Below are 25,517 nucleotides of genomic sequence, written 5' to 3' on the forward strand. Positions count from 1 at the left end.
CCCAGAATCTACAAACCAATTTATTAGTTTCGCTAATAAGCCTATTAAGGGGGCGGTCAGCAACCGCCGCGTTACGCAGGTTTCGGTTCCTGGCCTGTTGCATGAACTTCACCAACAGGGGCGGCGGCACATGAGTGGCGGGAAGTCAGGCGCGGCCGCCGGACAAGGCTCGCGTGATCAGGGCGGCGCGGTCGCGCAGATCGGCGCCCAGGCGCTCCAGGGCATCGCCCGAGAACTGCGCGCTGAAGCCGACCGCGCTGACGGCCATGGCGGGTTTGCCGAATTCGTCGAGCACCGCGGCAGAGACGGTGCTTACGCCTTTCACATAATTGCCGGCATCCACCGCGTAGCCCTTTTCGCGAGCCTCGCGCACACCTTCCAGATAGTCCTGGAAAGGCGGCTTGTCGTCCCATCGCAGGTTGTCGAAACGCTGGCGCAATTCCTTGTCATCCAGCCCGGAATGAGCCGCCATGCAGCGGCCCAACGCCGCGATATACATCGGCAAGCGCTGGCCCACGCTCATGTGCACCCGCACGGAGCTATCGGTATCGGCGCGATCCACCAGCACTACACGTTCGTTCGACGTACGCTGCCAGAGCGTCGCGGTAACACCGTGTCCGCGCGCGATGTCGCGCAGATGCGGATGGATCAGCCGCACGTAGGACCCCTGCTCCAGCACGCCCTTGGCGAGTTCGACCATGCCCAGCGCAATGGAATAGGTTTTGGTGGCTTCGTCGAACGACACCAGCCCTTCGTACACCAGCGTCTTGAGAAAGTTGTAGCAAGTGCTGGAATTGAGTTGGAGGTCACGCGCCACCCGGGTGACCCCCACGCCCGAGGGGGCAGCGCTCAGGTAGCGCAGGACGCGCAACCCGCCCACGAGAGCGCCCACGAGTTTTTCCGGTTGTTCGGTCGTCATTCTGAAGACAGAGAAATTCTCTGGATAGAAAAGAGCAAAAATTGTGGCATAGAGCCCCAACTGGCACAAACCCGGCCGGCGTTTCAGCCCGCACGCCGGGCGCGCATGCCATCAAGGTAGGCACGTATGGACTCCTGCACGCCGGGCCTGCTGAAGTTCTCGTGCATAAGTGGTTCGAGCGCTTGGAGACGCCCAAGGACGGGATCGGGGGGCTCCAGCAGCAAGCGCGCTTTGCGGGCGATGGCCAGGGCTTCCCTGCGCGCGAGGTAGAACTCCAGGCGGTCAGCGGACAGCCGCTCGAAGTCCGCCACGGGCAACACATCGGTCACCAAACCCAGTTCACGGGCCGGCTCGGCGTTCAGCACCTGGCCGCTGAGGCATAGCTGCCGGGCCCGCGCGGCGCTGATCTTCGTTTCCAACGCCGCCTGGACCATGACGGGATACATGTTGAAGGCGATCTCCGGGCAGGCAAGCGCCAGGTCAGTCCCGGCGATGACGATATCGGTCATGGCCAGCAGGATGACGCCGGCCCCCGCCGCCCTGCCCTGGGCAATCGCCAGGATGACCGCCGGACAGCGCGCCATGGCCGCCATCAATTCCCGCAACCCTACGCCCTGCGCTTCCAGCAGCGCCGCGCTGCGGACGAATTCCTCGATGTCGCCGCCGGCGCAGAACAAGGACGGCGATGCGCTGCGCAGCACGATCAGGCCAATGCCGTCCTGCGGCGCGCTGTCGATCGCGCGCCGCAGGACCGAGAGCATGTCCGCATTCAGCGCGTTGGCCTTGGCCGAGCGGTTCAAGGTAAGCGTGCGAACGCCGCCCTCGTCGTCGACCAGCACATAGGACGAGGGGGCCGTCATAGGAACCTGCTGACCACGGCATCGAGCACCCACGCCCGTCCCTTGCCCACAGCCAAGGGATTGATCTCGATTTCCGCCAGATCGGGCCGCGCCAGGAAGGCGTCGCACAAGCTGGCGATCTGTTGCGCCAGGCCAGACAGATCCACCGCGTCGCGACCGCGGAAGCCTTGCATCAGCCTGGCGAAACGCAGGCCTTCGATCATTTCCCGGATGCGTGGCGCATCCAATGGCAGCAGGCGGCTGACCACGTCGGGATCCAGCTCTACTTCCACCCCGCCGCGGCCCAGCGTCAGCGTGGGGCCAAACCTGCCGTCGCGGCGCAGCCCCAGCAGCAACTCGTGGTCGAAGCGCTGCATGGATTCCAGCAGGACGCCCTTTGCAACGATGCCGCGGTCGCGAACGATGCCACGCAGGTGCTTGAGCGCAGCGTGCAACTGCGCGTCGTCCGCAATGCCGAGCACCACGCCGCCGATGTCGCTCTTGTGCAGCACGTCATCGGCTTGCAGTTTCGCGACGACCGGATAGGACAAGGACGCTGGCAGGCCCCCGGACAGTTCACCCTCCACCAGCACCCCGTCGGGAATGCCGGCGATGCCGAGTTCGCGCAACAGCTTCTTGCTATCCCATTCCGCCAGGAATGCGGTCTTCGTTGCCGCCGCGGGGGCTCGCCCGCGCTTCGGCAGCGGCGGCGCCGTCAGCGCCGCAAGGCGCAGGCCGTTCAGGCGCACCGCGCCCCCCAGGGCCGCGACCGCCGGCGGGATGTCGCGAAAAACCGGAATGCGCGCCTGCTCCAACACGGCCACCGACTCTTCCGTGGCGCCGATCCAGATGACGACGATGGGGCGGTGGGTCCGCTGGCGCGCCTGGGCGATCGCATCGGTGAACGCCGTGGCGATGCTGTGCATCAAGCCCACGAAGAGCACGATGGCGTCGTTGCCCGGGTCACGCGCCACGGCCTCCAGCGCCCGCGAGATGCTGGCCGTGTCCTGCACCACGTTGCCGGTCAGGTCCAGCGGGTTGGCCGCCTTGACAAAGGAAGGCAGCACCGGCTTGAGCGCATCCGCCGTCTGCGGTGCCAGCGCCGGCAGCTCCAGCTCCCAGCGTTCTGCCTCGTCGGCGATCAGTACCCCCGCCCCTCCCGACACGGACATGACGGCAAGCCGCGGGCCTTGCGGCACGCTATCGAACAGGAACAGCCGGGCCACGTCCATCATCTGGCCCAGCGAATCCACCCGCAGCGCGCCCTGCTGGCGCAGGCAGGCGTCATAGAGCGTGTCGTCGCCGGCCAACGCGCCAGTGTGGGAGGCCGCCGCCGCCGCGCCCGCCCGCGAGCGGCCGGCCTTGATAGCGATGACCGGCTTGCCTGCCGCCGCCGCGCGCAGCAGGGCCCGCCGAAACGCCTCGGCATCCCGGATGTCCTCGACGTAGAGTCCGATGACCCGCGTTTGGGGATCGTCCGCCAGATATGCGATGGCCGAGGCGGCATCCATATCGCATTCGTTGCCGGTGGTGATCCATTTGCTGAACCCCAGGCCCGACCGCAGGCAGATGTCCATCCAGTAGGCGCCCAGCGCGCCGCTTTGGCTGACGAAAGCAAAACCGCCCTGCCGGATCGGCGTTTCTTCCAGCGCGGTGGTAAAGGAAGCAATGAGTCCGGTGGCACTGTTGGCCACGCCCAGACAGTTGGGCCCCAGTATCGTGACGCCTTCAGCGCGCGCAAGCTCACCCAGCCGGCGCTGCAGCGCGGCGCCCTCCTCGCCCGTTTCGGAAAAGCCCGACGAGAACACCACGAACGCCTTGACGCCCGCGGCCGCGCCTTCGCGGATCACGTCTTCGACCGAGCCCGCCGGCGTGCCGACGATCGCCAGATCCACCGGCTCTCCGATCGCGGCCAGCGAGGCATAGCTCTTGAGGCCTTGCACCTGCTCACGCGTCGGATTGACCGGGAACAGCTTGCCGACGAAGCCGCGCGACAGCATGTAGGCCAGGGGACGACCCGCGATCTTGCCCGGGTCCGCCGAAGCACCCACGATGGCCACGCTGCGCGCCTCCAGCACCGCCGCCGCGCGCGCGGCCCCCTCCGGCGCCAAGGACGGCGCGCTCACCGCGCTACCCGCGCTATTCATCTCATCCACCATTTCAGTTCGCATCGATGCCTGCCGTTTTGATGACCTGGGACCAGCGTTTCATTTCGCCGTCCAGGAACTCGCTGAAGTTCTGCGGCGACGATGCAACCGGGATCACGCCCTGCCCCAGCAAGCGCTTGCGCACGGCGGGATCCTCGAACTCCGCGCGCACCGCCCCCTGCAACTTGTCGACGATGGCCTTGGGTACCCCGGCCGGCGCAACCAGGCCCAGCCAGGTGTTGCCATTGAATCCCGGCAGGCCCGATTCATTCAGCGTGGGATAGTCCGGATAGGCCGGCGACCGCTCCAGCCCGGTGACCGCGATCAGCTTCAGTTTCCCCGACTTTACATAGGGTTCCGCCGACAGCGCGTCCACGAACATCACCGACAACGACCCACCGAGCAAGTCCGTCAGCGCCTGCGCGCTGCCCCGGTATGGCACGTGCACCAGCTTGATGCCTGCCGCCTGCTGCAGCAATTCGCCGGATAGATGATTGGATTGGCCGACGCCGGCAGACCCATAGGTCAGGGTGCTTGGCTTGGACTTCGCCAGCGCGATGAATTCTTTGAGATTGGACGCGGGAACCGCCGGATTGGCGACCAGGAAGTTGGTCAGTTCCACCATCTGTGTAATGTTGCTGAAGCCGCGCGCCGTGTCGTACTGCAGCTTGGCATACATGCTGGGGTTGATGGCATGGCTGGTGGCCACAGCCCCCAGGGTGTAGCCGTCGCCCGGCGCGCGCGCCACCGCCTGCGTGCCGATGGTGCCGCCGCCGCCCGGCAGGTTTTTGACCACCGCGGGCTGGCCCAGGCGTTCGATCCCGTGTGCCGCGGTGCGCGCGATGGTGTCCAGGATGCCGCCGGCGGACGAGGCCACGATCACCTCGATCGGTTTGGAGGGATAGGCAGGATCGGCGTGTGCCGGCGCGCTGCCCAAAGCCATAAAGGCGGCCACCGCCGCACTGGCCACCCGCGATGAGAATGAGGATTGAAGCAGGGGTACTCCGGTCTTCATGTTGTCTCCTTTATTCTGTATAGCGAATATTTATCTTTATAGCGAATAAAGTCTAGGAGTGCCCTTCCGGCTTGTCAAGAACAAAACCCCTTACGGTCCGATGATTGACGCATCAATGAACGCTCGCTATTATATTTTTTAATGAGAATATTTTTCTCTATAAAGAATAATCTGCCGTCTGGAACAGACCCGGAACGGGCGTCGCCAGCTGAGACAAAAGGAGCATATCCGTGAGCTTGAGCTTTGCCTTCTCCAATGAGCATGAGGCCGTGCGCGACACCGTACGGCGGCTTTGCCAGGAAGAACTCGCCCCCCTGGTATTCGAGGCCGAAGAACAGGAGTCCTTCCCCAAGCACATCTTTGAACGCTGGGGAGAACTCGGCTTGCTGGGCGTACGCTATCCGGAAGCCGATGGCGGCAGCGGCCTGGACAAGATCAGCGATTGCATCGTGCGCGAAGAGCTGAGCTATCTGTCCCAGGCGTTCGCCTCGACCTGGTCGGCGCATACCCACCTGGGCATCTGGCCCATCTGGAAAGCCGGCACGCCCGCGCAGAAAGCCCGCTTTCTCGCGCCCGCGCTGGCCGGCCGGAAAGTGGCGGGATTCGGCCTGAGCGAACCCGACGGAGGCTCCAACGTGCGCGCCATGAAGACGCGCGCGGAACGTGTCGAAGGCGGCTGGCGCCTGCATGGCAGCAAGCTGTACATCACCAATGCCCCATTCGCCGATTTCCTGCTGGTAGCCGCGCGGACCAGCGCGGAACTCCGTCCGGAATCGATCAGCCTGTTCATTGTCGAACTGCCCAACCCGGGATTCGAGATCGCCAAGCTCAAGAAGGAAGGGATACGCGCCTCGGAAACGGCCTTGATCCACATCGACAACGCATTCGTTCCGGACGATTGCCTGTTGGGAGAGATCGAAGGCACTTATCCGCTGATCCTGGAATCCCTGAGCGAAAACCGTGTGGGCGTGGCAGCCAATGCGTTGGGCATGGCGCGCGCCGCCTTCGACGCCGCCACCGCCTATGCCAATGACCGGCTGGTGGCCGGCAAACGCATCGGCCAGTACCAGGCCATCGGCCACAAGCTCGCGGAAATGTCGGCGCAGATCGAAGCCGCCCGCTGGCTGGTCTATTACGGCGCCTGGCGCGTGGATCAGGGCACGCTGGACGCGGCCACGGCGGCGCGCGTCAAGCTGGTGGCCAGCGAAACCGCCGTATCGGTGAGCGAGCAGGCCATCCGCATCTTCGGCGGCGCCGGCATCATGCGCGAGTACCCCGTGGGCCGCATCCACCGCGACGCGCTCGTTTACATCATCGGCGAGGGCACCAGCGAAATCCAGAAGAACATCATCGCCAACAGCCTGGGGTTCAAGCCATGAACGACTTCGTCCTGCGCGAGCGCCGCGGCGCAACGCTCATCATCACCCTCAACCGCCCCGAACGGCGCAATGCCTTCGACCTGGAGGTGCGGCAGAGCCTGGCCGAGGCCGTGCTCGAAGCGCGCGACGACGACGCGGTAAAGGCCGTCGTCATCACCGGCGCCCAGGGCGTGTTCTGCGCGGGCGGCGACCTGAAATCGCTGTCCGAAGCCAAGCGGCCGGTCTACAAGGATCGGGACCGCATACGCAGGCTGCACACCTGGTTCCACGAACTGGTCAATCTGGAAAAGCCCGTTATCGCCGCCGTGGATGGGCCAGCCTTTGGCGCAGGCTTCAATCTGGCGCTGGCCTGCGATTTCATACTCGGCACGCCCGCGGCGCGTTTTTGCGCGGTATTCGGCCGCATCGGCCTGGTGCCCGACCTGGGGGGATTCTTCTTGCTGCCACGCATCGTCGGGCTGCAGCGCGCCAAGGAGCTGGTGTTCTCGGCGCGTGAAGTGGACGCCGAAGAAGCGCGCGCGCTTGGCATCCTGTACCGCATCGTTCCGGCGCCATCCCTGCTGGAGGAGGCCCTGGCGCTTGCCGCGCGCTTCCATGCGGCATCGACCGAGGCGCTGGGCATGTCCAAGAACATCCTTAACCGCTCTTTCAACCTCGACCAGAACACGCTGGCCGAACTGGAAGCCCATGCGCAGGCGCTGGCGCTGCACACCGCCTACCATGACGACGCAGTGAGCCGCTTCCTGGACAAGCAGCCGCTTGCGTTCAACTGGTCCGCTAAACCTGGCAAGGACGGCGCCGCATGAGCATGAACGCCTATATCACCGGAGCGTGCGACACGCGCGTCGGCGAGCTACCGGGCTCCAGCTGCATGGGCCTGCATGCGGAAGCGGCATTCGGCGCAATCCGCGACGCGGGGCTGGAGGCCGGCGACATCGACGGCGTGCTGTGCGCCTACTCCTTCACTGAATCGCACCTGATGCTGGCCTCGGTGTTCTGCGAGTACGCGGGGCTGAGCCCGAAGTTCTGCGCGGCCATCCAGGCCGGCGGCGCCAGCGCCTGCATCATGGTCATGCAGGCGGCGGCGCTGGTGGCCAGCGGCCAATGCAGCCACGTACTGGTCGTCGCGGGCGACAACCGCCTGACCGGGCTGTCGCGCGATGGCGCGGTGGCAGCGCTGGCCGAAGTCGGCCATCCGCAATTCGAGCGGCCCTTCGGCATCAGCGTGCCTGCTTCCTACGCGCTGGTGGCGCAGCGCTACATGCATGATTACGGCGTGACATCCGAGCAGTTGGCCGCCATCGCCGTAGAGCACCGGCGCCACGCCGGGCGGCATCCCAAGGCGCACAAGCGCGAGCCGATCTCCATCGACGATGTCCTGAACTCACGCGTCATCAGTTCGCCGCTGCGCATGCTCGACTGCTGCCTGGTTTCGGACGGAGGCGCGGCGCTTGTGATCAGCCGCCGTCCCGCAGGCGACCGCAGCCGCCCCGCCGTGGAGATTCTTGGGGCCGGCCAGGGCCACACGCATGAACATATCGTGGCCGCGCCCAGCCTGGTCGACTTCGGCTGCAAAGCATCCTCCGCGCAAGCCTTCGCGGCGGCAGGCTTGATGCCCGCCGACATCGACGTCGCGCTCATCTACGACTCTTTCACCATCACGCTGCTGGTGGAGCTGGAATCCATCGGGTTCTTCGCCCGCGGCGAAGCCGGTCCGGCGGCCCTGCAAGGCGCGCTCGGCCTGGGCGGCGCCCTGCCGTGCAACACGCACGGCGGCCTGCTGTCGTATGGCCACTCTGGCGCGGCGGGCGGCATGTTCCACGCGGTGGAAGCGGTCCATCAACTGCGCGGCCAGGCGGACGTACGGCAGGTGGATGGCGCCAGGCTGGCTTTCGTGCACGGAGACGGCGGCATCCTGTCCGCCCATTGCTCACTCGTCCTGGGAGCCGCCTGACATGGAAAAACCCTCCATACGCCCCACCGCGGAAAGCCTGCCCTTCTGGGAGGGCTGCCGCCACGGCAAACTGCGCTATCAGACCTGCTCGGATTGCGGCGCGGTACCGCGCATACCGCGCAGCGTCTGCCCCCAATGCCACGGCCCGCATCTGGCATGGAACGATTCCGCCGGGCTGGGCACCGTGCTCAGCCACACCACGGTGCATCGTGCCCCGACACCCGCCTTCAAGGCCGAAACGCCCTATGTGATTGCATTGGTCGACCTGGACGAAGGGTTTCGACTGATGGTCAATACACGCGGCGGCGCCAACGCGCCGCTCACCATAGGCCAACGGGTGCGGATCGGATTCGAGCCCCGCGGTGATTACCTGCTGCCGATCGCGGAACCGGAGGAGCCATGACCGCGCTGTACACCTATGACAGTTTCACGCCCGACCGTGTGCTGGGCCACTGGGAAGAACCGCTGGAACCCGGGTTGCTGGCGCTTTGGGAACGCTTGTTCGGCGCGCAGGCGCAGGACGCGCCCGCCCGGCAGGCCGGCCTGGCCGTCGCCCTGATGATGCGTGCCTACCTCAACGTGGTCACACCGCGCCCGCCGGGCAACATCCATGCGCGGCAGGCGCTTTCGGTCCACGGCCTACCGCGTTCCGGTGAACGCGTTCGCTCCACGGTACGCTGCGTGAGCAAGGAAATGCGGGGCGAACGCCGCTACCTCCAGCTGGAAGTCGCCGGCGAAGGCGCCGAGGGACGTCCCCTCTATACCGGCCGCATGAACCTCATCTGGGCCGCCTAGGACACGCCAATGACGCCTACTCTTGAAGAAGTCTCCATGTCGGTCACGCAGGCGGAAATCGATCTCTACGCCGAGCTGACCAATGACTTCAACCCTCTGCATGTGGACCCGGAGTTCGCCGCCGCCACGCCCATGGGCGGCACCATTGCCCACGGCACGCTCTCCGTCAATCTGATCTGGCAATCGCTGGCGCGCACCGTCGGCGCCACGGCATTGGAGCGCTTCGACCTGGACATCCGCTTTCTCAAGCCTCTGTATGCCGGCGGCGTGATTACCGCCGGCGGCACCCTCCTGGCGGATGTTCCGGGGCGCTACGAGGTATGGGTAAGAGACGCCGCCGGCACCACGCTGATTGCCGGCGAGGTAACGCTCGCCAATGCGGGCAGCCCCCCGGTAACCCACTGAACCCACCCGGAACCGCCATGCACTTCACTCACGAACATCGCGAACTCGAACGGACCACCCGCCGCATCATCGCCGAACATATCGACCCCTACCTGGACGAATGGGAGGCCGAGCAGATGTTTCCCGCTCACCGCGTCATGAAAGCCCTGGGCGCTGCGGGGCTGCTGGGCATAGGCAAGGCGGCGGAGTACGGCGGCATGGAACTGGACTTCAGCTATGAAATGGTCTTCGCCGAGACCCTGGGCGAAGTCCGCTCCAGCGGACTGACCTCGGCCATCGGCGTACAAAGCACCATGTGCACCCCGGCCTTGGCTCACCATGGCAGCGACGCCCTCAAGCGCGAATACCTGGCGCCCACCATCGCGGGAGACCTGGTCGGCTGCATAGGCGTGAGCGAAGCCTCGGCGGGTTCGGACGTATCGCAGATCAAGACCTGGGCACGCCGCGACGGCGATGACTACATCATCAACGGCTCGAAGATGTGGATCACCAATGGGGTGCAAGGCGACTGGATCTGCCTGCTTTGCAATACCTCGCAGGAAGGCGGCCCGCACAAGAACAAGTCGCTCATCATCGTGCCGCTGAAATCGCCTGGCGTCAGCGTCTCGCGCAAGCTCGACAAACTGGTCCTGCGCGCTTCCGATACCGCCGAGCTGTTCTTCGACGACGTGCGCGTGCCGGCAAGCAACCGCATCGGCGAAGAAAACATGGGCTTTATCTACCAGATGGAGCAGTTCCAGGAAGAGCGCATGTTCGTCGCGGCGCGCAGCATGCGGTCGATGGAACGCGCCATCGAAGAGACCATCGAATACGCAGGCCAAAGGCAGGTATTCGGCGGCACTATCCTGTCCAACCAGGTCGTCTACCACAAGCTGGCGGAAATGCAGACCGAGATCCAGGCCCTGCGTTCGCTGCTGTACCGGGCCATCGAACAATACATGGACGGCCAGGACATCGCCCAATTGGCGTCGATGGCGAAGTACTACGCCGGCAAGCTGTCCATGAAGATCCCCAACGAATGCCTGCAATTCTGGGGCGGCCAGGGAGTCATGAACGAGAACTGGATCTCGCGCGCCTACCGCGACCTGCGCCAGACGGCCATCGGCGGCGGCGCCAACGAGATCATGCTGGAGGTCATCGCCAAGACCATGGGCATACATCCCGGCAAGCGGGCGTAGCCCCATCGCGCGCTGTGTAAACTCTCCGCTAGCTGAAAAACTGTCGGGAGTGAAGAACATGCGCGTCGATCTGGCAGCCCTGCGGCTCCAGCTCATACAGATCGCCACGGCGGCCGACACCGGCGATGGCGCTCATGACCTGAGCCATCTGGAACGCGTATGGAAGGCGGCCAGCGGCATGCTGGCCCACCATCCCGAAGCCGACGCCATGATCGTCATGGCCGCCAGCTACCTGCACGATCTCGTCAACCTGCCCAAGGACCACCCCGACCGGGCGCGTGCCTCGACGCTGGCCGCCAGCCAGGCGGCGCATGCGCTCCAGGCCATCGGCTTTCCATCCGCCAAGCTCGATGGCGTGCGTCACGCCATCGAAGCCCACAGTTACTCCGCCAACATACCGCCCCGGTCGATCGAGGCCCGCATCGTGCAGGACGCCGACCGCCTGGACGCGCTTGGCCCCGTGGGACTGGCTCGCATGTTCCACGTCGGCGGGCAATTGGGACGCGCGCTGGCCCATCCATCCGATCCGCTAGGACGGCAGCGGGAACTGGACGACAGCGCCTATGCGCTGGACCACATCGAATTGAAGCTCGCCCGCATCGCCGGTTCGATGCAGACCGAAGGCGGGCGCGTGATGGCGCGGTCCCGGATGGACTGGATACGGCGGTTCCGGGACGAGTTCGTAGCGGACTGGTCAGCGTAAGACAGCAGCCCGCCGCGCGGGCGGCGCCCGTTACTCAGGTAGACCGCCGATGGGCATCGACCAGGCAACGCCCATGATGGATGGCGGCATCTACCGCCATCACCGGACTGGCAACAAACCCGCCTGAAGCAAAAAATGGCACGGCTTGCGGTTCATTCGACTCGAACTGATCCGCCACCGCGTCCAATGCGACCGTCGCGGTAAAAGCGGGTCGACCACTGCCTCCGACGGATATGCGGGAGACATTGGCCGTCAGCCGATAGCCCTTGTAGACCATGTTGTTATGGAACATGAGCCCTCCTGTCCGTGCGCCCATGCGGGCGCTCTATTCACAGGGCGCGAATCTGCGTCGCCTGCGGACCTTTGGCCCCTTGCGCCGTGACATAGCTGACACGTTGGTTTTCGACCAGGACCTTGTGGCCGTCGCCGCTGACGATTTCAGAGAAATGGGCGAACAGGTCTTTGCCGCCGTTCTCGGGCATGATGAATCCAAAGCCCTTGGCGTCGTTGAACCACTTAACAATTCCGGTTTCCATGCGTTTACTCCTTGAATAGCGGGCATTGCCCGAAAGGGAGCTAGTCAAGGAAAGGACTGCGAACAATGAAGCACCAGGAAGGCGCAAAACCGGACGAAAATCGCGATGCTCGAAAAGCCGCTAACCCACTATGGGCGCGCGTGATCTGAAAGTCAATCGACGTTTCCAATTAGCACCTTTGACGGCAAGCCCGAGACACGCGGCCGCGGCGGCCAGGCGAACGGAACACAACGCGCGTCATTGTGTAACGGTCTCAGCCTCGCCGAGAAGCTGTTCGAAGATTCGCCACCGGTGTGGAGTGAGCTGGTCAACCGTGACAGCGTCTCGAGCAATAGCGTCATTCGTCGATGTCGAAGTCGGTAAGCCTAAGCCGTGAAGTGCGACGAACCCATTCAGGTAAATTGAACACCATAGCCACCAGGCCACAAGCGGCCTCGAGCGGGTCGGCTGTTCCTGCGCTTTCGCCGATTTCGGCTAGGAGCTTCGAGATGCCTGCAAGGATGGCACTGCATACATAAAGGCTCTGCGCGCGCCGCTGCAAGAACTCGCTGGCGCTTACGACAAGATGCTCAGCGAAGTTGAATCGAAGATCCTCGCCGCCCTCGACTCGAGCCGGGACGAACTAGAGACCTTGCGCGAGAGGGCGACGGCCGTCTCCGGCATCTCAGGCGATTTCCAGATGGATGGCTTCGCGACACGCTTGGCCAATTTCGACGGATCGCAGGCATCCCTGGAAGGCATCCTAAGCCTGGCAGCCGAGCGACCGCCTCGCGACTGGGTGGATCGACACATCGACGCGGCGCTTTTGGAACTGACCAAACTCGCCCGCAACTTTCGTGAATCCGAAGCATTCGTCGCAGTGCAGGGGCGTAAGGCTCACAGCGAGGCCATTGCCGTCATCATCGGCACGGGCTCAGACACGAAAACGATTTCGCGCTCGTTTTCCATCTCCGATCGCCATCGCAAGGCTGTAGAAGCTAAAGCTGAGGAGGTCGCCTTGATGCTAGAGGGCCAAGGTTTGGAGACAGAAGTTATGCTGGCAATCCTGGCCAAAGCCGGCATGAAGCTAGCATCCATCGACAAGGAGGCAGCCAATGACTGAGCGGCACGTTCTGGGTATTTCTGGCGGCAAGGACAGCGCGGCGCTGGCTGTCTCCAAGGAACTCATACCGAATGGGCGTGAGGTCAAACGCGACTGAGTTGCCCAGCCCTGGTGAAAGCGACACATCGAGCTGCGGGCGACCGTTACCCTCGTCAAGCTTGATGGCCATGCCGACGCCGCCCTGCCTGCGAGCAGGTGTCTCGTGGTTACAAAGCACACTCACGCGGCTTTGCGTAAAGCCACCGGAGCTCGCGATAAAAATGCGGTCAGCCTCCAGTCCGAATACTCAAGAGATCTCTTACAGAGAGACGGAGGGCTACACAGTAATGTTGGTCACCACGAGAGAGTCGGCGGAGACACCCTCCTCGTCCTGCCCCAGGATAGCAACAAATGCCCCCCTAAAGACAGCGGTCGCGCCTGCAGCCAACAGCCCTACCATTTTCCCGAACGTGTTCGACCCGCAGTTACTCACCTTTTCGTCCGACGTGACATGAGAGTGTGCGGCTTCGAAGAAATAGGCGTGCGGCGGTACTACCAGGGATGGTGGATGCACTGGGTCGAGCGGTCGTGATGCCGCCGCCCGGCTCGGGCGGAGCATACATTCCACAGCCAGTCGACGCGGCTTAGGGAGCGAGATACATTTGCCTCATGAACTGGGCCACGTCGGGCTGAAAGGTAGAAAATTTCTTCTTCACGTGCGCGTCGAGTTTTGACTTGATCCAACAAAACACTGCCACTTCTCGATCGTCGCGCACAAGCGCCTTACCTTCGAACTTGAGCTTGGCCAAGCCCGCATCCCCAACAACGGGATGCCAGGCTTCGCCAATTTCCAGATTAAAGATGTAGCGCCTATCGTCCGTCAGCCAGTTCACGGGCAACCCGGACCGGGCGACAAGATGGTTAAGAACCAGTTGCGACGACATACTGCGGTTAGGGCCGCCTTCGTCGGGCCATGTGGGAAGCTCTCTCACGGTCTGAAGTAAGTAATCAATGGCCTGACCCGGCGGGAAAGAGTTCATCCCACCGATGGCGTAACGGGTCCCGGGAACAGTCAGCCCTCCACCACAATCCAGTACTTGGTCGTCGCGCCGCCCGTGCGCCATGACGTTGACGTGACCGGGCAAGAAATGCTCCGACAACGGCCGAAGAACCAGCATATCCGCGTCGATCCAGCATAGATCGTCATCCGGGTACATTTCCTGAGCCCTCTTCAGGAGAACATACCGACTGACGTTTCGAAACTGTCCATTCGTCTGCTGGTAAAACGGATCCAGGTCCGACACGAGCTCCGAATAGTCGACCGGCACGATCTCCGCGCCAGATAGCCGGCTTGCCATATCCGTAAAGACAATGACCTTCTCCTCGGGCGCGAACTGCGCAAAGCTCCGCAACAGCCCGCGGATCGACAGGAAATAGGGCTCCCCAAATGCAGCAGTAACGAAGCGGAACATGACTCGGCTTAGTGATTGGCGACGCCAGAGTGTACTGGGTCTTAGGCTGCCAGAATCCCCCCGGGCGTCAACTCAATACCACCAAGTGCTTCAGACGAGAAGCGCAACCAGATGGCGGCCCAGAGGCTGGAATCGCCGCGCAAGCTGCGAAAAGGGATGGCGCCGCGAAAATTTGGCTAGATAGAAAGGCAAGTAACAAATCGCTAGAATCGAAAGACTTGCTCGCTCATGGGGAGTGCAGCATGTCAATAACTTTTGAGAGATCCATGTCAGAAAACGAAAAACCCGTAGCCGCTACGACGACTACAAGTTCTGCGGATTGGTTGTTGCAGGAGTGGGTGGACCAGATTAATCGCCTTGGAATTAGCGCTTCTATTACCCTCCAAGTCAATGGGTTAATTGTCAGCGGTGTCGCGATACCAGGTGATCTGTTCTTTGAGAAGTATGCTGAATTGATGGCCTCTGCATTCAGAAGTGGAAGCACCAGAATTCCGGCAGAAGAGGCCGAGGCGCATTTCAAGAAGTACGCCAACATCTATAAAGAGGACGATACCTCAGAAATTCCTCCAGCCCCGCCGGAATATATTCATTTGGAAGATGCGCGGTACTGGAATGCCTCGGGTCAGCACATCCCTGGTCATGGCGTGCTATGGCGAGGCCGGCTGTCACAAGTGAGTGGATACAACATCGGAAGTCTCACACCAAGCAAATAAGCCAGCTAGTACGGGTCGGGGCGGATGCTCCTGATGTAGCCCTGAAGACCGTTCACTTGGTCAGCCCATCCTGCAGCGTCTTTTCCCACCGAGCCAAGTCGGCGTCCAAGGCTTTGAGCTCGGCCGACACACTCTCCAAATAGACCGATACAGTCGGGGCCGGCGCCATCAGATCCGCTGCTGGCGTCGGGTGCCGCGGCGTCCCGGAGGTCGAGCTGCTTGCGCAGCCGGTCAACGCGAGCAAAAGCGGCATCACGATCACGCTCAGCCCGAACCAATTTCGATTCGGTTTCCGCCACAAATACCACGCCGGGAATCGCTTTGACGCCAGCTCCGACTTGCCGTGTCGCGGGGGCATGCATATCCTCAGGCGTTTGATGTCGCCACGCTCGACAGCCTCCAACGCCCGGGCTATCTCCGCGTGGTGCGGAGCCGACCGATAGCTGGGTAACGTGTACATCGTAAACTCCAGTAGGCTTTCCCGCGCTTTACGCCGCGCTAGCAGCTCAGCGGCCGCCTGTTGCGGCGATAGCGGCGAGCTGGTCATCAGTCAACTCTGACGCGTTGATCTGGATTGGGGGCAAATCCGGCGACCCACTGATGGGCTGCGCTGCTTTGCCAAACCCACGATCCAGCAATTCCTTGATTGCTGCGACGTGGGCAGCGGGCGGAGTTTCAGCGCTCTGGAAGATCGCCACCAGGCGCGCTATTGCGTCCGGGCCATGACTCTGCGCCAAGCTCTTAATATCTGCCGTCGCCCGATTCGGAATGCCGGGTTTACGACCGGCTCCGGGGCGCGCTCGCCTCGTGCCATATTGATAATCCTTGATAGTCTTTCAGTAACTGCGCCAGAGTCTGATAGCTTTCACTATCGGATATGCCAGCGCACACACAGTGAGCGACGCGCACACTGCACTTGCCGCAACGTATGCAAGAAACACCAGTAAGTCGTGCATTGCCGCCTCGCTAGCATGGCGCTTCGATCAACGAGGTACTCATCCACGAAGCGGCGCTGTTTGTCTGCCAGCGCCATATTGAATATATTCCTTCAGTGTCAATTGCTTACAAGTAAAAAATGCATCCCACATCCCAGCGGCATCGAACTAAAGTTGTGAAAACTCGCCGATTGATCATGCTATTTCTCGCATTCCCCGCGACGGTGGCGACAATTGCCATAGGGCTATTCATCTATAAGTTTCATGGCCGGTCGCTTTCTCCAGAAACCGGAGATTGGGGCACGTTTGGCGACTTTCTGGGAGGAATTGTCAATCCCATCGCAGGCCTCGTGACAATCGTGCTACTCGTACTCACATTACGCTCGCAACAGGATGAGTTGGAGGAGCAGCGCAGGCAGCTTGCCAAGCAAGCCTTCGACCAATCATTCTTCGGCTGGACGAGCAGCTACCGAGAATTGATTGCAGAGTTGCAGCACGGCGCCGGCACTGAGGATGACCCTCGCACGGGAGGTGTAGTTGCGCTTGACGCGATCATTCGAGGCTGCGCACTCAATAACTTTCAGACTACGACTTTGATAGAACAGTATCAAGCTGCCAGCAACGCGGAGCAAGACAGACTTAGATCTGAGCAAAAGATCGAGGCCGCAGATCGGTGGAAGCGCGTATGCTCGGCGAACGAGCCTCAGCTAGGCGCGCTTGTTAGAACGCTCTATTCCTTGCTGAGGTGGATAGATTCGCATCCGAACGTCAGTTGGGCTGAAAAGTGGGATGCTGTGTCGATCTTACGAGCTCGGCTTTCGGGCCCAGAACTACGAGCTATCTTTTTCAATGGGTTTCTACCTGAGGGAAGAAAGTTCAACGAATACGTCCATCGTTATGCACTGTTGGATAATTTGCCGCTCGTTGGCCACAATCGCATCAAACTGGCGATCCACCTAGACCTCCACCCCTTCGAACGAGCGAGCTTCGATTCTGACCTAGCGAGGAAGACACTTCTCGAATCGGTTGGGGTGGAACCGATTTCCGGACCAGCCCGCACTACAGTCGACACATAGGAAACTACATAGACTCAACTAAACACAAGACCCGGCGCGGATTAATTATTTTCTTGTCCAGCCTTTGCGTCAGACTGCGGCTGTTCCCACACGGCTGGCGACTGACAGCCCTTTGCTCGGCGTTACCCGTTAGCGGTGCTGACCAGTCGCCAATCGTCTGAAAACAAATAGGCATTACGGGAAGCATCTTCGATCGATATTTTCGGAGGCTGACCCATGAACTTTGACACGAGGCACGTACGATACATTTCGTATAGACTCTGCTGAATGCAATACCCATCACCATCTGCAATTCGCTACCCAACGGAATCCAATATGAATGAGTCTGAAGAATTTTTGAAGTCTGTTTTCCTTGATATCAAAGATGTATACCAAAGCGGCGTCACGACCTATTACGTGCCAGCCAAGTGGCAGTCAATGATGGAGACCGTTGCTGAGCATCTTCGAGGGTTAGAGAACGCTTACGACGTGGAAATTGATCTTCAAGGGAAGCCAAAGCTAACGATCTCGTGGGTGCCCCAGCCCACTTCTGATGAATAGCCTAACCGTTCCTCCCTCTCGTCCACAATCTGGCTTACATCCAAGGGGTAGATATGCCAACCGGAAACGCACGGCTTATTGGCGGCAATTGCCATGGTCAGCAATTTAATTTCCCGCTGAGTAGCGAACACTTGGCCTTCATCGAGACAGGAGATAGGTACACCGCATTTTTAATCTCTAACCCCGCTCTGAGAAAGCCACGCACCTATCTCGTGTCGAAGGATCTACTCGATGAAAAAGGTGGAATAACTGACCTAGCGATCTCGTATATCAACGACAATGATCTATGGGAATGGGGCGTGGAATGAAGAATTTCGCCAAAATGCAAGCACCAATTTGAACTTGGCGGCTATCCTATTTCCAAGGCGCAAGTGCCCGCACGTATTGTGATGGTTCCTGAAATGCTTTTCCAGAAGCCGATGTTGTGGTTGACCACCAGTATTCGACGTGGACGCGGCTTTCTACCTCATCGCCGGTACTTGCGATTTGACCAGATTCCTCCAAGGCGACAAGCACGCGCCACACACCGGTACGAACCACGGCGCGTTGGCGCTGGTCAGCTCTCGGCGCCACGTGGTTGATGATCTGCCGCATCTTGAACCGGCGATCTAGAAAGGCCGCCATCAGGTCGATCACTTCGTGCGCGTACTTCATTCGAACTTCCTCCATACCTGCTGCTTGAAACTGCCGAGCGCGAGCTTGTAGTAAGGCAGCGCGATGCCGATCACACGGCACGCCTTGTCCTGGCGCAAGTGTGCTGGCAGGTCGCCGTACTCGGCACGCCGCGTGTATTCCGCCTGGATCACGCGCTGTTCAACGAGGGGCAGCGCCTCGTAGAGACGATGAACCTGGCGTGCACGCTCATGGTTCACGGGTATTCGAGGCAGCTCCTCGTCATTTGCATGACCTGGCTCCGGCGGGAACGCGCAAACCGCAGGCTCGTCAGGGACCTCACGCCCGGGCCCGGGCCAGTCTCCTTCCCACTGCGAGCGAGCCCAGTTATGGATTTCGTCGTCCACCCAACGTGGAAGCCCGTCTGTTTTCCGATCCGCTCCTGACTGCTTGACGATGCGGCGCGCTGTGGCCTCCAAGGCCGCAGACGGAGCCTGAGAAATGGGCAGTATGCTCATTAGGCAGCTTCCCGTTGTGTGCTGAATTCGAGGTACGAGCGCCCCGACGGTTGTTGTCGGGCGTGAATTGTTGGGCCTCACGACAAAAAAACAGATAGATCTTGCGGTGTCCCGCCTCGCCATTGCGGTCTTTGACGAGCTCCAAGCTGGCGTCTGGTTTTTCATCTTCGAAGCCCGCTTCCTTCCGCGCAGACCAGACCACGAACACGTTGTCGGCGCCGTTGGTGATATGGCCGCTGCCAGCCACATCCAGCTTGCCTGGCGCCTTGTCCTCGGTTTGACCTTTCCGCGGATGCCCAACTAAAGGCCGGCGCCTCGGCGGCGCGTGTCCTGCTGTCTACCGCAGGACGAGCCCCCGCCACGGAGAGATCCACATGACCACCATCATCGAACTTCTCAACCAAAGGCGCCGAGCGCTTCTGGTGCAAGAGCTTGAGCGCCAGTGGCCTGGCTGCGGTGCCCACACCAAACGCAACCAGCTAACCAGGCAGGACGACGTGGTGTGGAGCCTTCTGCTGCCGAAGCATGTCGACGCCGAGATCCGTGTGTACGTGCGCGGGTGGAATGCTGCTATGGACGATGCCCAGCGCGTCGTAGCAGCGGCAAGCCCTCTCGAAGGTAGCGACGTTCCGGCCACCCCAGCCCAAGCGGCCTCCGGCCCCAGAGGCAACCGACCACCTGGCCGACGAGACCCCGCCGCGGCGCGTGCCGCACGGAACAGCTTGGAAGCGCTCTTCGCCGACGCACCTGGAGATGCCAATGCGTGAACAAGGAGAATGCCTGCTCCCCCTGCCGGCGGTGAAGGCACGCGTAGGCATGGGAAAGACCAAGATCTATGAGCAGATCAAGATTGGCGAATTCCCGAAGTGCATCAAGAATGGTCGAACCTCGCTTTGGATCGCGTCTGAGATTGATTGTTGGGTGATGGGAAAGATCCAAAAATCAAGATCGAGCTAGATTCAATTGCAAAGCCGCCAGAGATTCTGGCGGCCTTTTTACATCAAGAGCAGTCTAACTGATACCCAAAATTTTCACGTCCCTAAGCAGGTTTCCGTGAACCCGGGCTTCCAAATGAAGCGTGACTGTTTTGCGGGAATTAAGCGCATTGGAGATCTTAGATTTGTACCGTGCGTCTAAGGTGTCATCCTGCAGCGGACACGTTATCTGCTGCTGGGTATCGGATAGCAAAATAGTTACCTTGTACTTTGCGCTGTTCGCGGTATCGACACGCAGGACTCTCGCTTTCTTCTTGAAAGTACGCAAAGAGAATTCCCGACGCCGAGCGCTATTTATCTCGCGAATGAACTCACCCGGCACCTCCACGCCTTGGATGGTCGCCACATCGGCAGACTTCGCGGCCTTCAAAAATTCGTCGTGCGCAGCCTGTGCATTCTGCGAGACTTGAGCCAGTGCCGGATTGCCGGAAATGATGCCGCTGAGTAGCTCCATCCGCCGCGTTTCCTCTTTCGACATCGAAACGGTCATGTCGCGAGCAGCGCTATCCTCATCCTTCTCAAGTTCTTTTAGACGAACTTCTTTGCGGTTGTTCAGCCATGCCTTAACCGCACTTGTCCCGAAATAGGACAGTGCCAACACTATCAGCACAGCAGCGCTATGGGTTGAAGTCATGTTGGTCAATGTAGTGGCAATTGCGTCAAAAATCTTTGGAGTATTTACCGTAATGAGATCAGACGATCCCTTACCTACATGTACCTCAAGCTCCAGTTCATCGCGTTCTTCGCGACTCAAGTTGGGCTGCCGCTCCTCGCCGAACTTCACGATCGTATAGCTACGGTTCAGTTCCTGTTGCAGGGCCAGATACCCCGTCATCACACTACTTGTGATGCTGCTGTCAAACTTATCGCCCTTTAGGTTCGTTGTTAGCACCGGCCAACCTTCGAACTTGATTTGGAAGGTCAGCTCACCCGGTTTATTGGTCAGATCGCTCAGCACATCTAGGGCGTCTTTCTCAGATCTGATGACTTTTGCCGGGCGGACGTCACCACCACCCGCCTGGAGATCTTTCGCCGAACTGTTCTTCTTCTTGCTGACCACACGCGCCTCGTCTCGAATTTTTTTTGCGGGGGATTCTCTGACCGTTGCCGTGGCCGAATTGCGTTCAGTAGCCTGCTGGGTCCGGGAATTGCGCGGTCAGTGTATCAAGATAATTCTTTCGCACCTTCCAGGGCTTTTCTTTCGGTTGCCCCATAAGTTGCCCCATCACGTCGGATAAGACAAAGGCCGTTAGTGAACACTATCACTAACGGCCTTGATTTTATTGGTCGGGGCGGTGGGATTCGAACTCACGACCCTCTGCTCCCAAAGCAGATGCGCTACCAGGCTGCGCTACGCCCCGAAGGGTGGCAACTATACCAGATACCGGGCGCGCAGCCTATGGCCAGCCTGCAACTGACGCTTCCCGCGCGTCATGCGCCCTCTGACGGACGGCAGAATTCCGGCGATCAGCCGAAACGGCCCGTGATGTAGTCTTCCGTTTCCTTGCGCGCGGGCTTCACGAAGATCTGGTCGGTCTGGCCGAATTCCATCAGTTCGCCCAGGTACATATAGGCGGTGAAGTCCGAGCAGCGCGCGGCCTGCTGCATGTTGTGCGTCACGATGACGACGGTGTAGTCGTTCTTCAGTTCCGCGATCAGTTCTTCGATCTTGGCGGTCGAGATCGGATCGAGGGCCGAGCACGGCTCGTCCAGCAGCAACACTTCCGGCTTGATGGCCACGCCTCGCGCGATGCACAGACGCTGCTGCTGGCCGCCCGATAGACTGTTGCCGCTCTGGTGCAGCTTGTCCTTGACTTCGTTCCACAGGGCGGCCTTGCTCAGGGCCCATTCCACGCGCTCGTCCATTTCGCCCTTGGACAGGCGCTCGAACAGGCGCACGCCGAAGGCGATGTTGTCGTAGATGCTCATGGGAAACGGCGTGGGCTTCTGGAACACCATGCCGACCTTGGCGCGGATCAGCGAAATGTCGGTCTTGGCCGTCAGCAGGTTTTCGCCGTCCAGGATGATCTCACCCTCGGCGCGCTGGCCGGGGTACAGCTCGAACATGCGGTTGAAAGTGCGCAGCAGCGTCGACTTGCCGCAGCCCGACGGGCCGATGAAGGCCGTGACCTTCTTCTCCTGGATCGACATGTTCACATTGCGGATCGCGTGGAACTTGCCGTAGTAGAAGTTCAGGTTCTTGACCTCGATCTTGTTCTTGACGGCGGTAGCGGTGTTTTCCATTTGGTTTCCCTAGGCTGCGGCGCGCCCTGCGCGCCGGCAAAGCGATCTTTACTTGCGGAACATGTTGCGGGCGATGATGTTGATGCCCAGCACCAGCAGCGTAATCAGCGTGGCGCCGGCCCATGCCAGGTTGTTCCAGTCCTTGAAGGGGCTGGCGGCGTACTGGTAGATCACGACTGGCAGGTTGGCCATCGGGCCGTTCATGTTCCAGGACATGAACTGGTTCGACAGCGCCGTGAACAGCAGCGGCGCAGTTTCGCCGGAGATCCGGGCGATGGCCAGCAGCACGCCGGTGATGATGCCGGTCTTCGCTGCGCGATAGCACACCATGGTGATCATGCGCCACTTGGGGCAACCCAGCGCGGCAGCGGCCTCGCGCAGACTATTGGGCACCAGCAGCAGCATGTTGTCGGTGGTACGCACCACGACCGGTATCACCAGGATGGACAGCGCGATGGCGCCGGCCCAACCCGAGTAATGCCCCACCTGGGCCACGTACACGGCGTAGATGAACAAGCCGATGATGATCGACGGCGCCGACAACAGCACGTCGTTCAGGAAGCGCGTGGCGGGCGCCAGCCAGCCGCGCTGGCCATATTCGGCCAGGTAGGTGCCAGCAAGAATGCCCACGGGGGTGCCGATCAGCGTGCCCACGCCGGCCATCATCACACTGCCGAAGATGGCGTTGATCAGGCCGCCGGTCTGCCCCGGCGGCGGCGTGATCTCGGTGAAGAGCGTGTACGACAACGCCGGCGCGCCCTTGAGCAGCAGCGTCAGAATGATCCAGAACAGCCAGAACAAGCCGAACAACAGCGTGCCCAGCGACACGGTCAGCATGACGCGATTGATGACGCGGCGCCGGCGATAGGTGCCGTTCTGCATATTGAGTACGGATACAGCCATGATCTTTTCCTTGTGCTCGCGGCGCGTCAGGTTTTCTTGCCTTCGCTGGCGGACAGGCGGACCAGCAGCATCTTGGCCAGGGCGAGCACGATGGTCGTGATCAGGAACAGGATCAAGCCCAGCTCCAGCAGCGCCGACTTCTGTATGCCGCCCGCTTCATTGAATTCATTGGCCAGCGCGGAGGCGATCGAGTTGCCCGGCGAGAACAGCGAGCCGGACCACTTGAACGCATTGCCGATGACGAAGGTGACGGCCATGGTTTCGCCCAGGGCGCGGCCCAGGCCCAGCATGATGCCGCCGATGACGCCCGACTTGGTGTAGGGCAGCACCACGCGCCACATCACTTCCCAGGTCGTGCTTCCCAGGCCGTAGGCCGACTCCTTGAGCATCGCCGGCACCAGCTCGAACACGTCGCGCATGACGGCGGCGATGAACGGGATGATCATGATCGACAGGATCAGGCCTGCCGTGAAAATGCCGATACCGAAGGGCGGACCGGCGAAGATACCGCCGATCACGGGCAGGCTGCCCAGGGTGGCGATCAGGAAGGGCTGCACGTACTGCTGGAACACCGGCACGAAAACGAACAGGCCCCACATGCCATAGATGATGGACGGAATCGCCGCCAGCATTTCGACCGCGGTGCCCAGCGGACGGCGCAGCCAGGTCGGTGAGAGTTCGGTCAGGAAGATGGCGATGCCGAAGGACACCGGCACGGCGATGATCAGGGCGATGGCCGAGGTCAGCAACGTGCCGATGATGGGCACCACGGCCCCGTAGTTCGAATTGACCGGATCCCAGTCATTCAGCCAGAGGAACGACAGGCCGTACTTGGCCAGCGATTCTCGGCTGCCGTAGATCAGGGAAACAAGAATAGCCGCCAGCAGAATGAACACCAGGAAGGCGAACAGGCGGGTCAGGTTCTTGAATAGCGCATCCATCAGCGCGTTGTTGTTTTGCTTCATAGGCGAAGGCGTGCCGGTAGTCACGGAGTCCGCCCCGCTGGGCGAAAGCGGCACACTATTATCCATTACCGCGCTCATGGATGGACTTTCCTTAGGAAACCAGGGGAGAAACTTCGAAGGTCTTGCGGCGGGCCGCCACTATCGTTCCTTGTCCGGAACGCCAGCGGCGGCCGCTGATGATTGCGCGCGGGAGAGGCTGGCGTCCCTGCCGGGCCCGCCCCACGCTCAACCCATTACTGCCAGACAGCCTTGCCGTCGGCGGACTTGACTTCGCCCCAAGCGGCGCGGATTTCCTTGGTCACGGCTTCCGGCAGCGGCACGTAGTCCATGGCTTCGGCAGACTTGGCGCCGTTCTTGAAGGCCCAGTCGAAGAATTCCAGCACGGCCTTGCCTTGCGCCGGCTTGTCTTGCGACTTGTGGACCAGGATGAAGGTGGCGGCGGTGACGGGCCACGAATCGGCGCCCGGTTCGTCGGTCAGGACCACGCCCATGCCCGGCGCGCTCTTCCAATCGGCGTTGGCGGCCGCGGCGGCGAAAGCCTTCTGCTCCGGCTGGACGAACTTGCCGTCCTTGTTCTGCAGCTGCGTCCAGGCCAGCTTGTTCTGCTTGGCGTAGGCGTATTCCACGTAGCCGATCGAGTTCTTCAGCTGGCCGACGTAGGCGGCGACGCCTTCGTTGCCCTTGCCGCCCTGGCCCACGGGCCACTTCACGGCCTTGCCTTCACCGACTTGCGACTTCCAGTCCGGCGACACCTTGGACAGGTAGTTGGTCCAACCGAAGGTGGTGCCCGAACCGTCCGAACGGTGCACGACGATGATGTCGGCCGACGGCAGCTTGAGGTCGGGGTTCAGGGCCTTGATGGCGGCGTCATCCCACTTCTTGATCTTGCCCAGGAAGATGTCGGCCAGGACCTTACCCGACAGCTTCAGCTTGCCGGGTTCGATGCCGTCGATATTCACCACGGCCACCGTGCCGCCGATGACGGCCGGGAATTGCAGCAGGCCGTTCTTTTCCAGGTCGGCTGCCTTCATGGGATCGTCCGAGGCGCCGAAGTCAACGGTCTTGGCGATGATCTGCTGCTGGCCGCCGCCCGAACCGATGGACTGGTAGTTGACGGCGCTGTTGGTGGCGGCCTTGTAGTCGGAGGCCCACTTGGCGTAGATCGGGTACGGGAACGAAGCGCCGGCGCCGGTCACGTCGGCGGCCTGGACGGCAAACACGGCGGCGCTCAGCGCGACGCCCAGGGAAACTTGTTTGAAGACACGTTTGAACATCTGGGTTCCTTCTGTGCTCGTTGGAGGAGTCTGGCAGGCTTGGAAAACTGCCTGTCTTTCAGCGACCCTCGAATATTAGAAGCCCTACATGACAGGATAGTGACAGTCATGATCCCCTCCGAGGCGCTACGCGCCTCCCCCCGGGGGGCGCCGGTGGCGGACCGGCGCCGCCGGATCCGCGCGGCCCCGCTTGCGAGGCGCTTTGGCTCGAATGCCGGCAGGAAATGGACTTGGGGGGCGCTTTGCCCCCGTATTCGGCTGTGAAAGAGGGACAGGGCGGGCCAGGAGACGCTTTAGGCTCGGATGCCGCCCTGGAAAA

29 protein-coding genes and 1 tRNA gene are annotated in these 25,517 nt (G+C 61.4%); 14 read left to right on the forward strand and 16 right to left on the reverse strand.

Features of this window, described 5'->3' with window-relative positions:
- Positions 1–145: 145 nt before the first annotated feature.
- The 4 genes from CEY08_RS22220 to CEY08_RS22235 all read right to left on the reverse strand — a co-directional run bounded on the left by CEY08_RS22220 (position 146) and on the right by CEY08_RS22235 (position 4,920).
- The gene (locus CEY08_RS22220) at positions 146–919 is read right to left on the reverse strand and encodes an IclR family transcriptional regulator (RefSeq protein ID WP_042794672.1); all 774 of its coding nucleotides are present in this window, start codon (positions 917–919) and stop codon (positions 146–148) included.
- Positions 920–1,002: 83 nt separating this feature from the next.
- The gene (locus tag CEY08_RS22225; RefSeq protein WP_076814992.1) at positions 1,003–1,779 is read right to left on the reverse strand and encodes an enoyl-CoA hydratase/isomerase family protein; all 777 of its coding nucleotides are present in this window, start codon (positions 1,777–1,779) and stop codon (positions 1,003–1,005) included.
- Positions 1,776–3,905, reverse strand: coding sequence for an acetate--CoA ligase family protein (locus CEY08_RS22230; RefSeq protein ID WP_088607805.1), 2,130 nt, complete (start codon positions 3,903–3,905; stop codon positions 1,776–1,778). The genes CEY08_RS22225 and CEY08_RS22230 overlap by 4 nt, the downstream gene beginning before the upstream one ends.
- Before the next feature lie 13 nt (positions 3,906–3,918).
- Positions 3,919–4,920 carry a tripartite tricarboxylate transporter substrate binding protein gene (locus CEY08_RS22235; RefSeq protein ID WP_076814996.1) on the reverse strand — a complete coding sequence of 334 codons (1,002 nt, stop codon included), beginning with the start codon at positions 4,918–4,920 and terminating at the stop codon, positions 3,919–3,921.
- A 230-nt stretch (positions 4,921–5,150) separates the two neighbouring features.
- Between CEY08_RS22235 and CEY08_RS22240 the strand changes: the two genes are divergently transcribed.
- Genes CEY08_RS22240 through CEY08_RS22275 form a run of 8 tightly spaced genes read left to right on the forward strand, consistent with a single transcriptional unit; the run spans position 5,151 to position 11,334 of the window.
- Positions 5,151–6,299: an acyl-CoA dehydrogenase family protein gene (locus CEY08_RS22240; RefSeq protein WP_042794673.1), complete on the forward strand. Its 1,149-nt coding sequence runs from the start codon at positions 5,151–5,153 to the stop codon at positions 6,297–6,299.
- Positions 6,296–7,105 carry an enoyl-CoA hydratase/isomerase family protein gene (locus tag CEY08_RS22245; RefSeq protein WP_076814998.1) on the forward strand — a complete coding sequence of 270 codons (810 nt, stop codon included), beginning with the start codon at positions 6,296–6,298 and terminating at the stop codon, positions 7,103–7,105. Before CEY08_RS22240 ends, CEY08_RS22245 begins: the two co-directional genes overlap by 4 nt.
- Complete coding sequence (locus CEY08_RS22250; protein ID WP_076815000.1) at positions 7,102–8,253, forward strand: thiolase family protein; 1,152 nt, start codon at positions 7,102–7,104, stop codon at positions 8,251–8,253. The genes CEY08_RS22245 and CEY08_RS22250 overlap by 4 nt, the downstream gene beginning before the upstream one ends.
- A gap of 1 nt (position 8,254) precedes the next feature.
- Positions 8,255–8,656 carry a Zn-ribbon domain-containing OB-fold protein gene (locus tag CEY08_RS22255; RefSeq protein ID WP_076815002.1) on the forward strand — a complete coding sequence of 134 codons (402 nt, stop codon included), beginning with the start codon at positions 8,255–8,257 and terminating at the stop codon, positions 8,654–8,656.
- Positions 8,653–9,048: a hypothetical protein gene (locus CEY08_RS22260; protein WP_076815004.1), complete on the forward strand. Its 396-nt coding sequence runs from the start codon at positions 8,653–8,655 to the stop codon at positions 9,046–9,048. Before CEY08_RS22255 ends, CEY08_RS22260 begins: the two co-directional genes overlap by 4 nt.
- Positions 9,049–9,057: 9 nt before the next feature.
- Positions 9,058–9,453 (forward strand): MaoC family dehydratase, encoded by a 396-nt coding sequence (locus CEY08_RS22265; RefSeq protein WP_076815006.1) that lies wholly within the window; start codon positions 9,058–9,060, stop codon positions 9,451–9,453.
- Between the two features lie 17 nt (positions 9,454–9,470).
- Positions 9,471–10,631 carry an acyl-CoA dehydrogenase family protein gene (locus CEY08_RS22270; protein WP_042794680.1) on the forward strand — a complete coding sequence of 387 codons (1,161 nt, stop codon included), beginning with the start codon at positions 9,471–9,473 and terminating at the stop codon, positions 10,629–10,631.
- Between the two features lie 58 nt (positions 10,632–10,689).
- Entirely contained in the window at positions 10,690–11,334 is a 645-nt protein-coding gene (locus tag CEY08_RS22275; RefSeq protein ID WP_076815007.1) for an HD domain-containing protein, read from the forward strand.
- Positions 11,335–11,368: 34 nt separating this feature from the next.
- On the opposite strand, the gene CEY08_RS22280 is transcribed toward CEY08_RS22275, so the two are convergent.
- Together CEY08_RS22280 and CEY08_RS22285 are read right to left on the reverse strand one after the other, a co-directional pair.
- Positions 11,369–11,626 (reverse strand): hypothetical protein, encoded by a 258-nt coding sequence (locus CEY08_RS22280; protein WP_042794681.1) that lies wholly within the window; start codon positions 11,624–11,626, stop codon positions 11,369–11,371.
- 37 nt (positions 11,627–11,663) lie between these two features.
- On the reverse strand, positions 11,664–11,870 hold the full coding sequence (locus CEY08_RS22285; RefSeq protein ID WP_042794682.1) for a cold-shock protein: 207 nt from the start codon (positions 11,868–11,870) through the stop codon (positions 11,664–11,666).
- Between the two features lie 565 nt (positions 11,871–12,435).
- Here CEY08_RS22285 and CEY08_RS22290 point away from each other — a divergent pair.
- On the forward strand, positions 12,436–12,972 hold the full coding sequence (locus CEY08_RS22290) for a hypothetical protein (RefSeq protein ID WP_232033808.1): 537 nt from the start codon (positions 12,436–12,438) through the stop codon (positions 12,970–12,972).
- A 623-nt stretch (positions 12,973–13,595) separates the two neighbouring features.
- On the opposite strand, the gene CEY08_RS22300 is transcribed toward CEY08_RS22290, so the two are convergent.
- A complete protein-coding gene (locus CEY08_RS22300) occupies positions 13,596–14,423 on the reverse strand; it encodes a hypothetical protein (RefSeq protein WP_076815009.1) in 828 nt (275 codons plus the stop codon).
- 266 nt (positions 14,424–14,689) lie between these two features.
- On the opposite strand from CEY08_RS22300, the gene CEY08_RS29865 reads away from it, so the two are divergent.
- Positions 14,690–15,136 (forward strand): hypothetical protein, encoded by a 447-nt coding sequence (locus tag CEY08_RS29865; RefSeq protein ID WP_126389559.1) that lies wholly within the window; start codon positions 14,690–14,692, stop codon positions 15,134–15,136.
- A gap of 52 nt (positions 15,137–15,188) precedes the next feature.
- On the opposite strand, the gene CEY08_RS22305 is transcribed toward CEY08_RS29865, so the two are convergent.
- Positions 15,189–15,596, reverse strand: a complete 408-nt coding sequence (locus tag CEY08_RS22305; RefSeq protein ID WP_076815010.1) for a hypothetical protein — start codon at positions 15,594–15,596, stop codon at positions 15,189–15,191.
- A gap of 672 nt (positions 15,597–16,268) precedes the next feature.
- Between CEY08_RS22305 and CEY08_RS22315 the strand changes: the two genes are divergently transcribed.
- Together CEY08_RS22315 and CEY08_RS22320 are read left to right on the forward strand one after the other, a co-directional pair.
- On the forward strand, positions 16,269–17,147 hold the full coding sequence (locus CEY08_RS22315) for a putative phage abortive infection protein (protein WP_167380345.1): 879 nt from the start codon (positions 16,269–16,271) through the stop codon (positions 17,145–17,147).
- Positions 17,148–17,462: 315 nt separating this feature from the next.
- Entirely contained in the window at positions 17,463–17,687 is a 225-nt protein-coding gene (locus CEY08_RS22320; protein WP_076815016.1) for a hypothetical protein, read from the forward strand.
- Positions 17,688–18,041: 354 nt separating this feature from the next.
- Here the strand turns inward: CEY08_RS22320 and CEY08_RS22325 are convergent, their stop codons facing one another.
- Together CEY08_RS22325 and CEY08_RS30215 are read right to left on the reverse strand one after the other, a co-directional pair.
- Positions 18,042–18,341: a hypothetical protein gene (locus tag CEY08_RS22325; protein WP_076815018.1), complete on the reverse strand. Its 300-nt coding sequence runs from the start codon at positions 18,339–18,341 to the stop codon at positions 18,042–18,044.
- A complete protein-coding gene (locus CEY08_RS30215) occupies positions 18,338–18,559 on the reverse strand; it encodes a hypothetical protein (RefSeq protein WP_232033807.1) in 222 nt (73 codons plus the stop codon). The genes CEY08_RS22325 and CEY08_RS30215 overlap by 4 nt, the downstream gene beginning before the upstream one ends.
- Positions 18,560–19,191: 632 nt before the next feature.
- On the opposite strand from CEY08_RS30215, the gene CEY08_RS22340 reads away from it, so the two are divergent.
- Together CEY08_RS22340 and CEY08_RS22345 are read left to right on the forward strand one after the other, a co-directional pair.
- A complete protein-coding gene (locus tag CEY08_RS22340; protein ID WP_076815022.1) occupies positions 19,192–19,584 on the forward strand; it encodes a hypothetical protein in 393 nt (130 codons plus the stop codon).
- Positions 19,577–19,774, forward strand: coding sequence for a helix-turn-helix transcriptional regulator (locus CEY08_RS22345; RefSeq protein WP_232033806.1), 198 nt, complete (start codon positions 19,577–19,579; stop codon positions 19,772–19,774). Before CEY08_RS22340 ends, CEY08_RS22345 begins: the two co-directional genes overlap by 8 nt.
- A gap of 54 nt (positions 19,775–19,828) precedes the next feature.
- On the opposite strand, the gene CEY08_RS22350 is transcribed toward CEY08_RS22345, so the two are convergent.
- From CEY08_RS22350 to pstS, 6 genes are all read right to left on the reverse strand, one after another.
- A complete protein-coding gene (locus CEY08_RS22350; RefSeq protein WP_076815025.1) occupies positions 19,829–20,872 on the reverse strand; it encodes a hypothetical protein in 1,044 nt (347 codons plus the stop codon).
- A 224-nt stretch (positions 20,873–21,096) separates the two neighbouring features.
- Positions 21,097–21,173 (reverse strand) — tRNA-Pro (locus tag CEY08_RS22355).
- Between the two features lie 106 nt (positions 21,174–21,279).
- Positions 21,280–22,056: a phosphate ABC transporter ATP-binding protein PstB gene (gene pstB / locus CEY08_RS22360; protein WP_042794684.1), complete on the reverse strand. Its 777-nt coding sequence runs from the start codon at positions 22,054–22,056 to the stop codon at positions 21,280–21,282.
- A gap of 48 nt (positions 22,057–22,104) precedes the next feature.
- Positions 22,105–22,959, reverse strand: coding sequence for a phosphate ABC transporter permease PstA (gene pstA / locus CEY08_RS22365; protein WP_076815027.1), 855 nt, complete (start codon positions 22,957–22,959; stop codon positions 22,105–22,107).
- A 26-nt stretch (positions 22,960–22,985) separates the two neighbouring features.
- Positions 22,986–24,002 carry a phosphate ABC transporter permease subunit PstC gene (gene pstC, locus CEY08_RS22370; RefSeq protein WP_042794686.1) on the reverse strand — a complete coding sequence of 339 codons (1,017 nt, stop codon included), beginning with the start codon at positions 24,000–24,002 and terminating at the stop codon, positions 22,986–22,988.
- A gap of 155 nt (positions 24,003–24,157) precedes the next feature.
- Positions 24,158–25,198 carry a phosphate ABC transporter substrate-binding protein PstS gene (pstS, locus tag CEY08_RS22375; protein WP_042794687.1) on the reverse strand — a complete coding sequence of 347 codons (1,041 nt, stop codon included), beginning with the start codon at positions 25,196–25,198 and terminating at the stop codon, positions 24,158–24,160.
- Positions 25,199–25,517: the final 319 nt, after the last annotated feature.

Source organism: Achromobacter insolitus (genome assembly GCF_002209555.1).
In the GTDB taxonomy this organism is placed as follows: domain Bacteria; phylum Pseudomonadota; class Gammaproteobacteria; order Burkholderiales; family Burkholderiaceae_B; genus Achromobacter; species Achromobacter insolitus.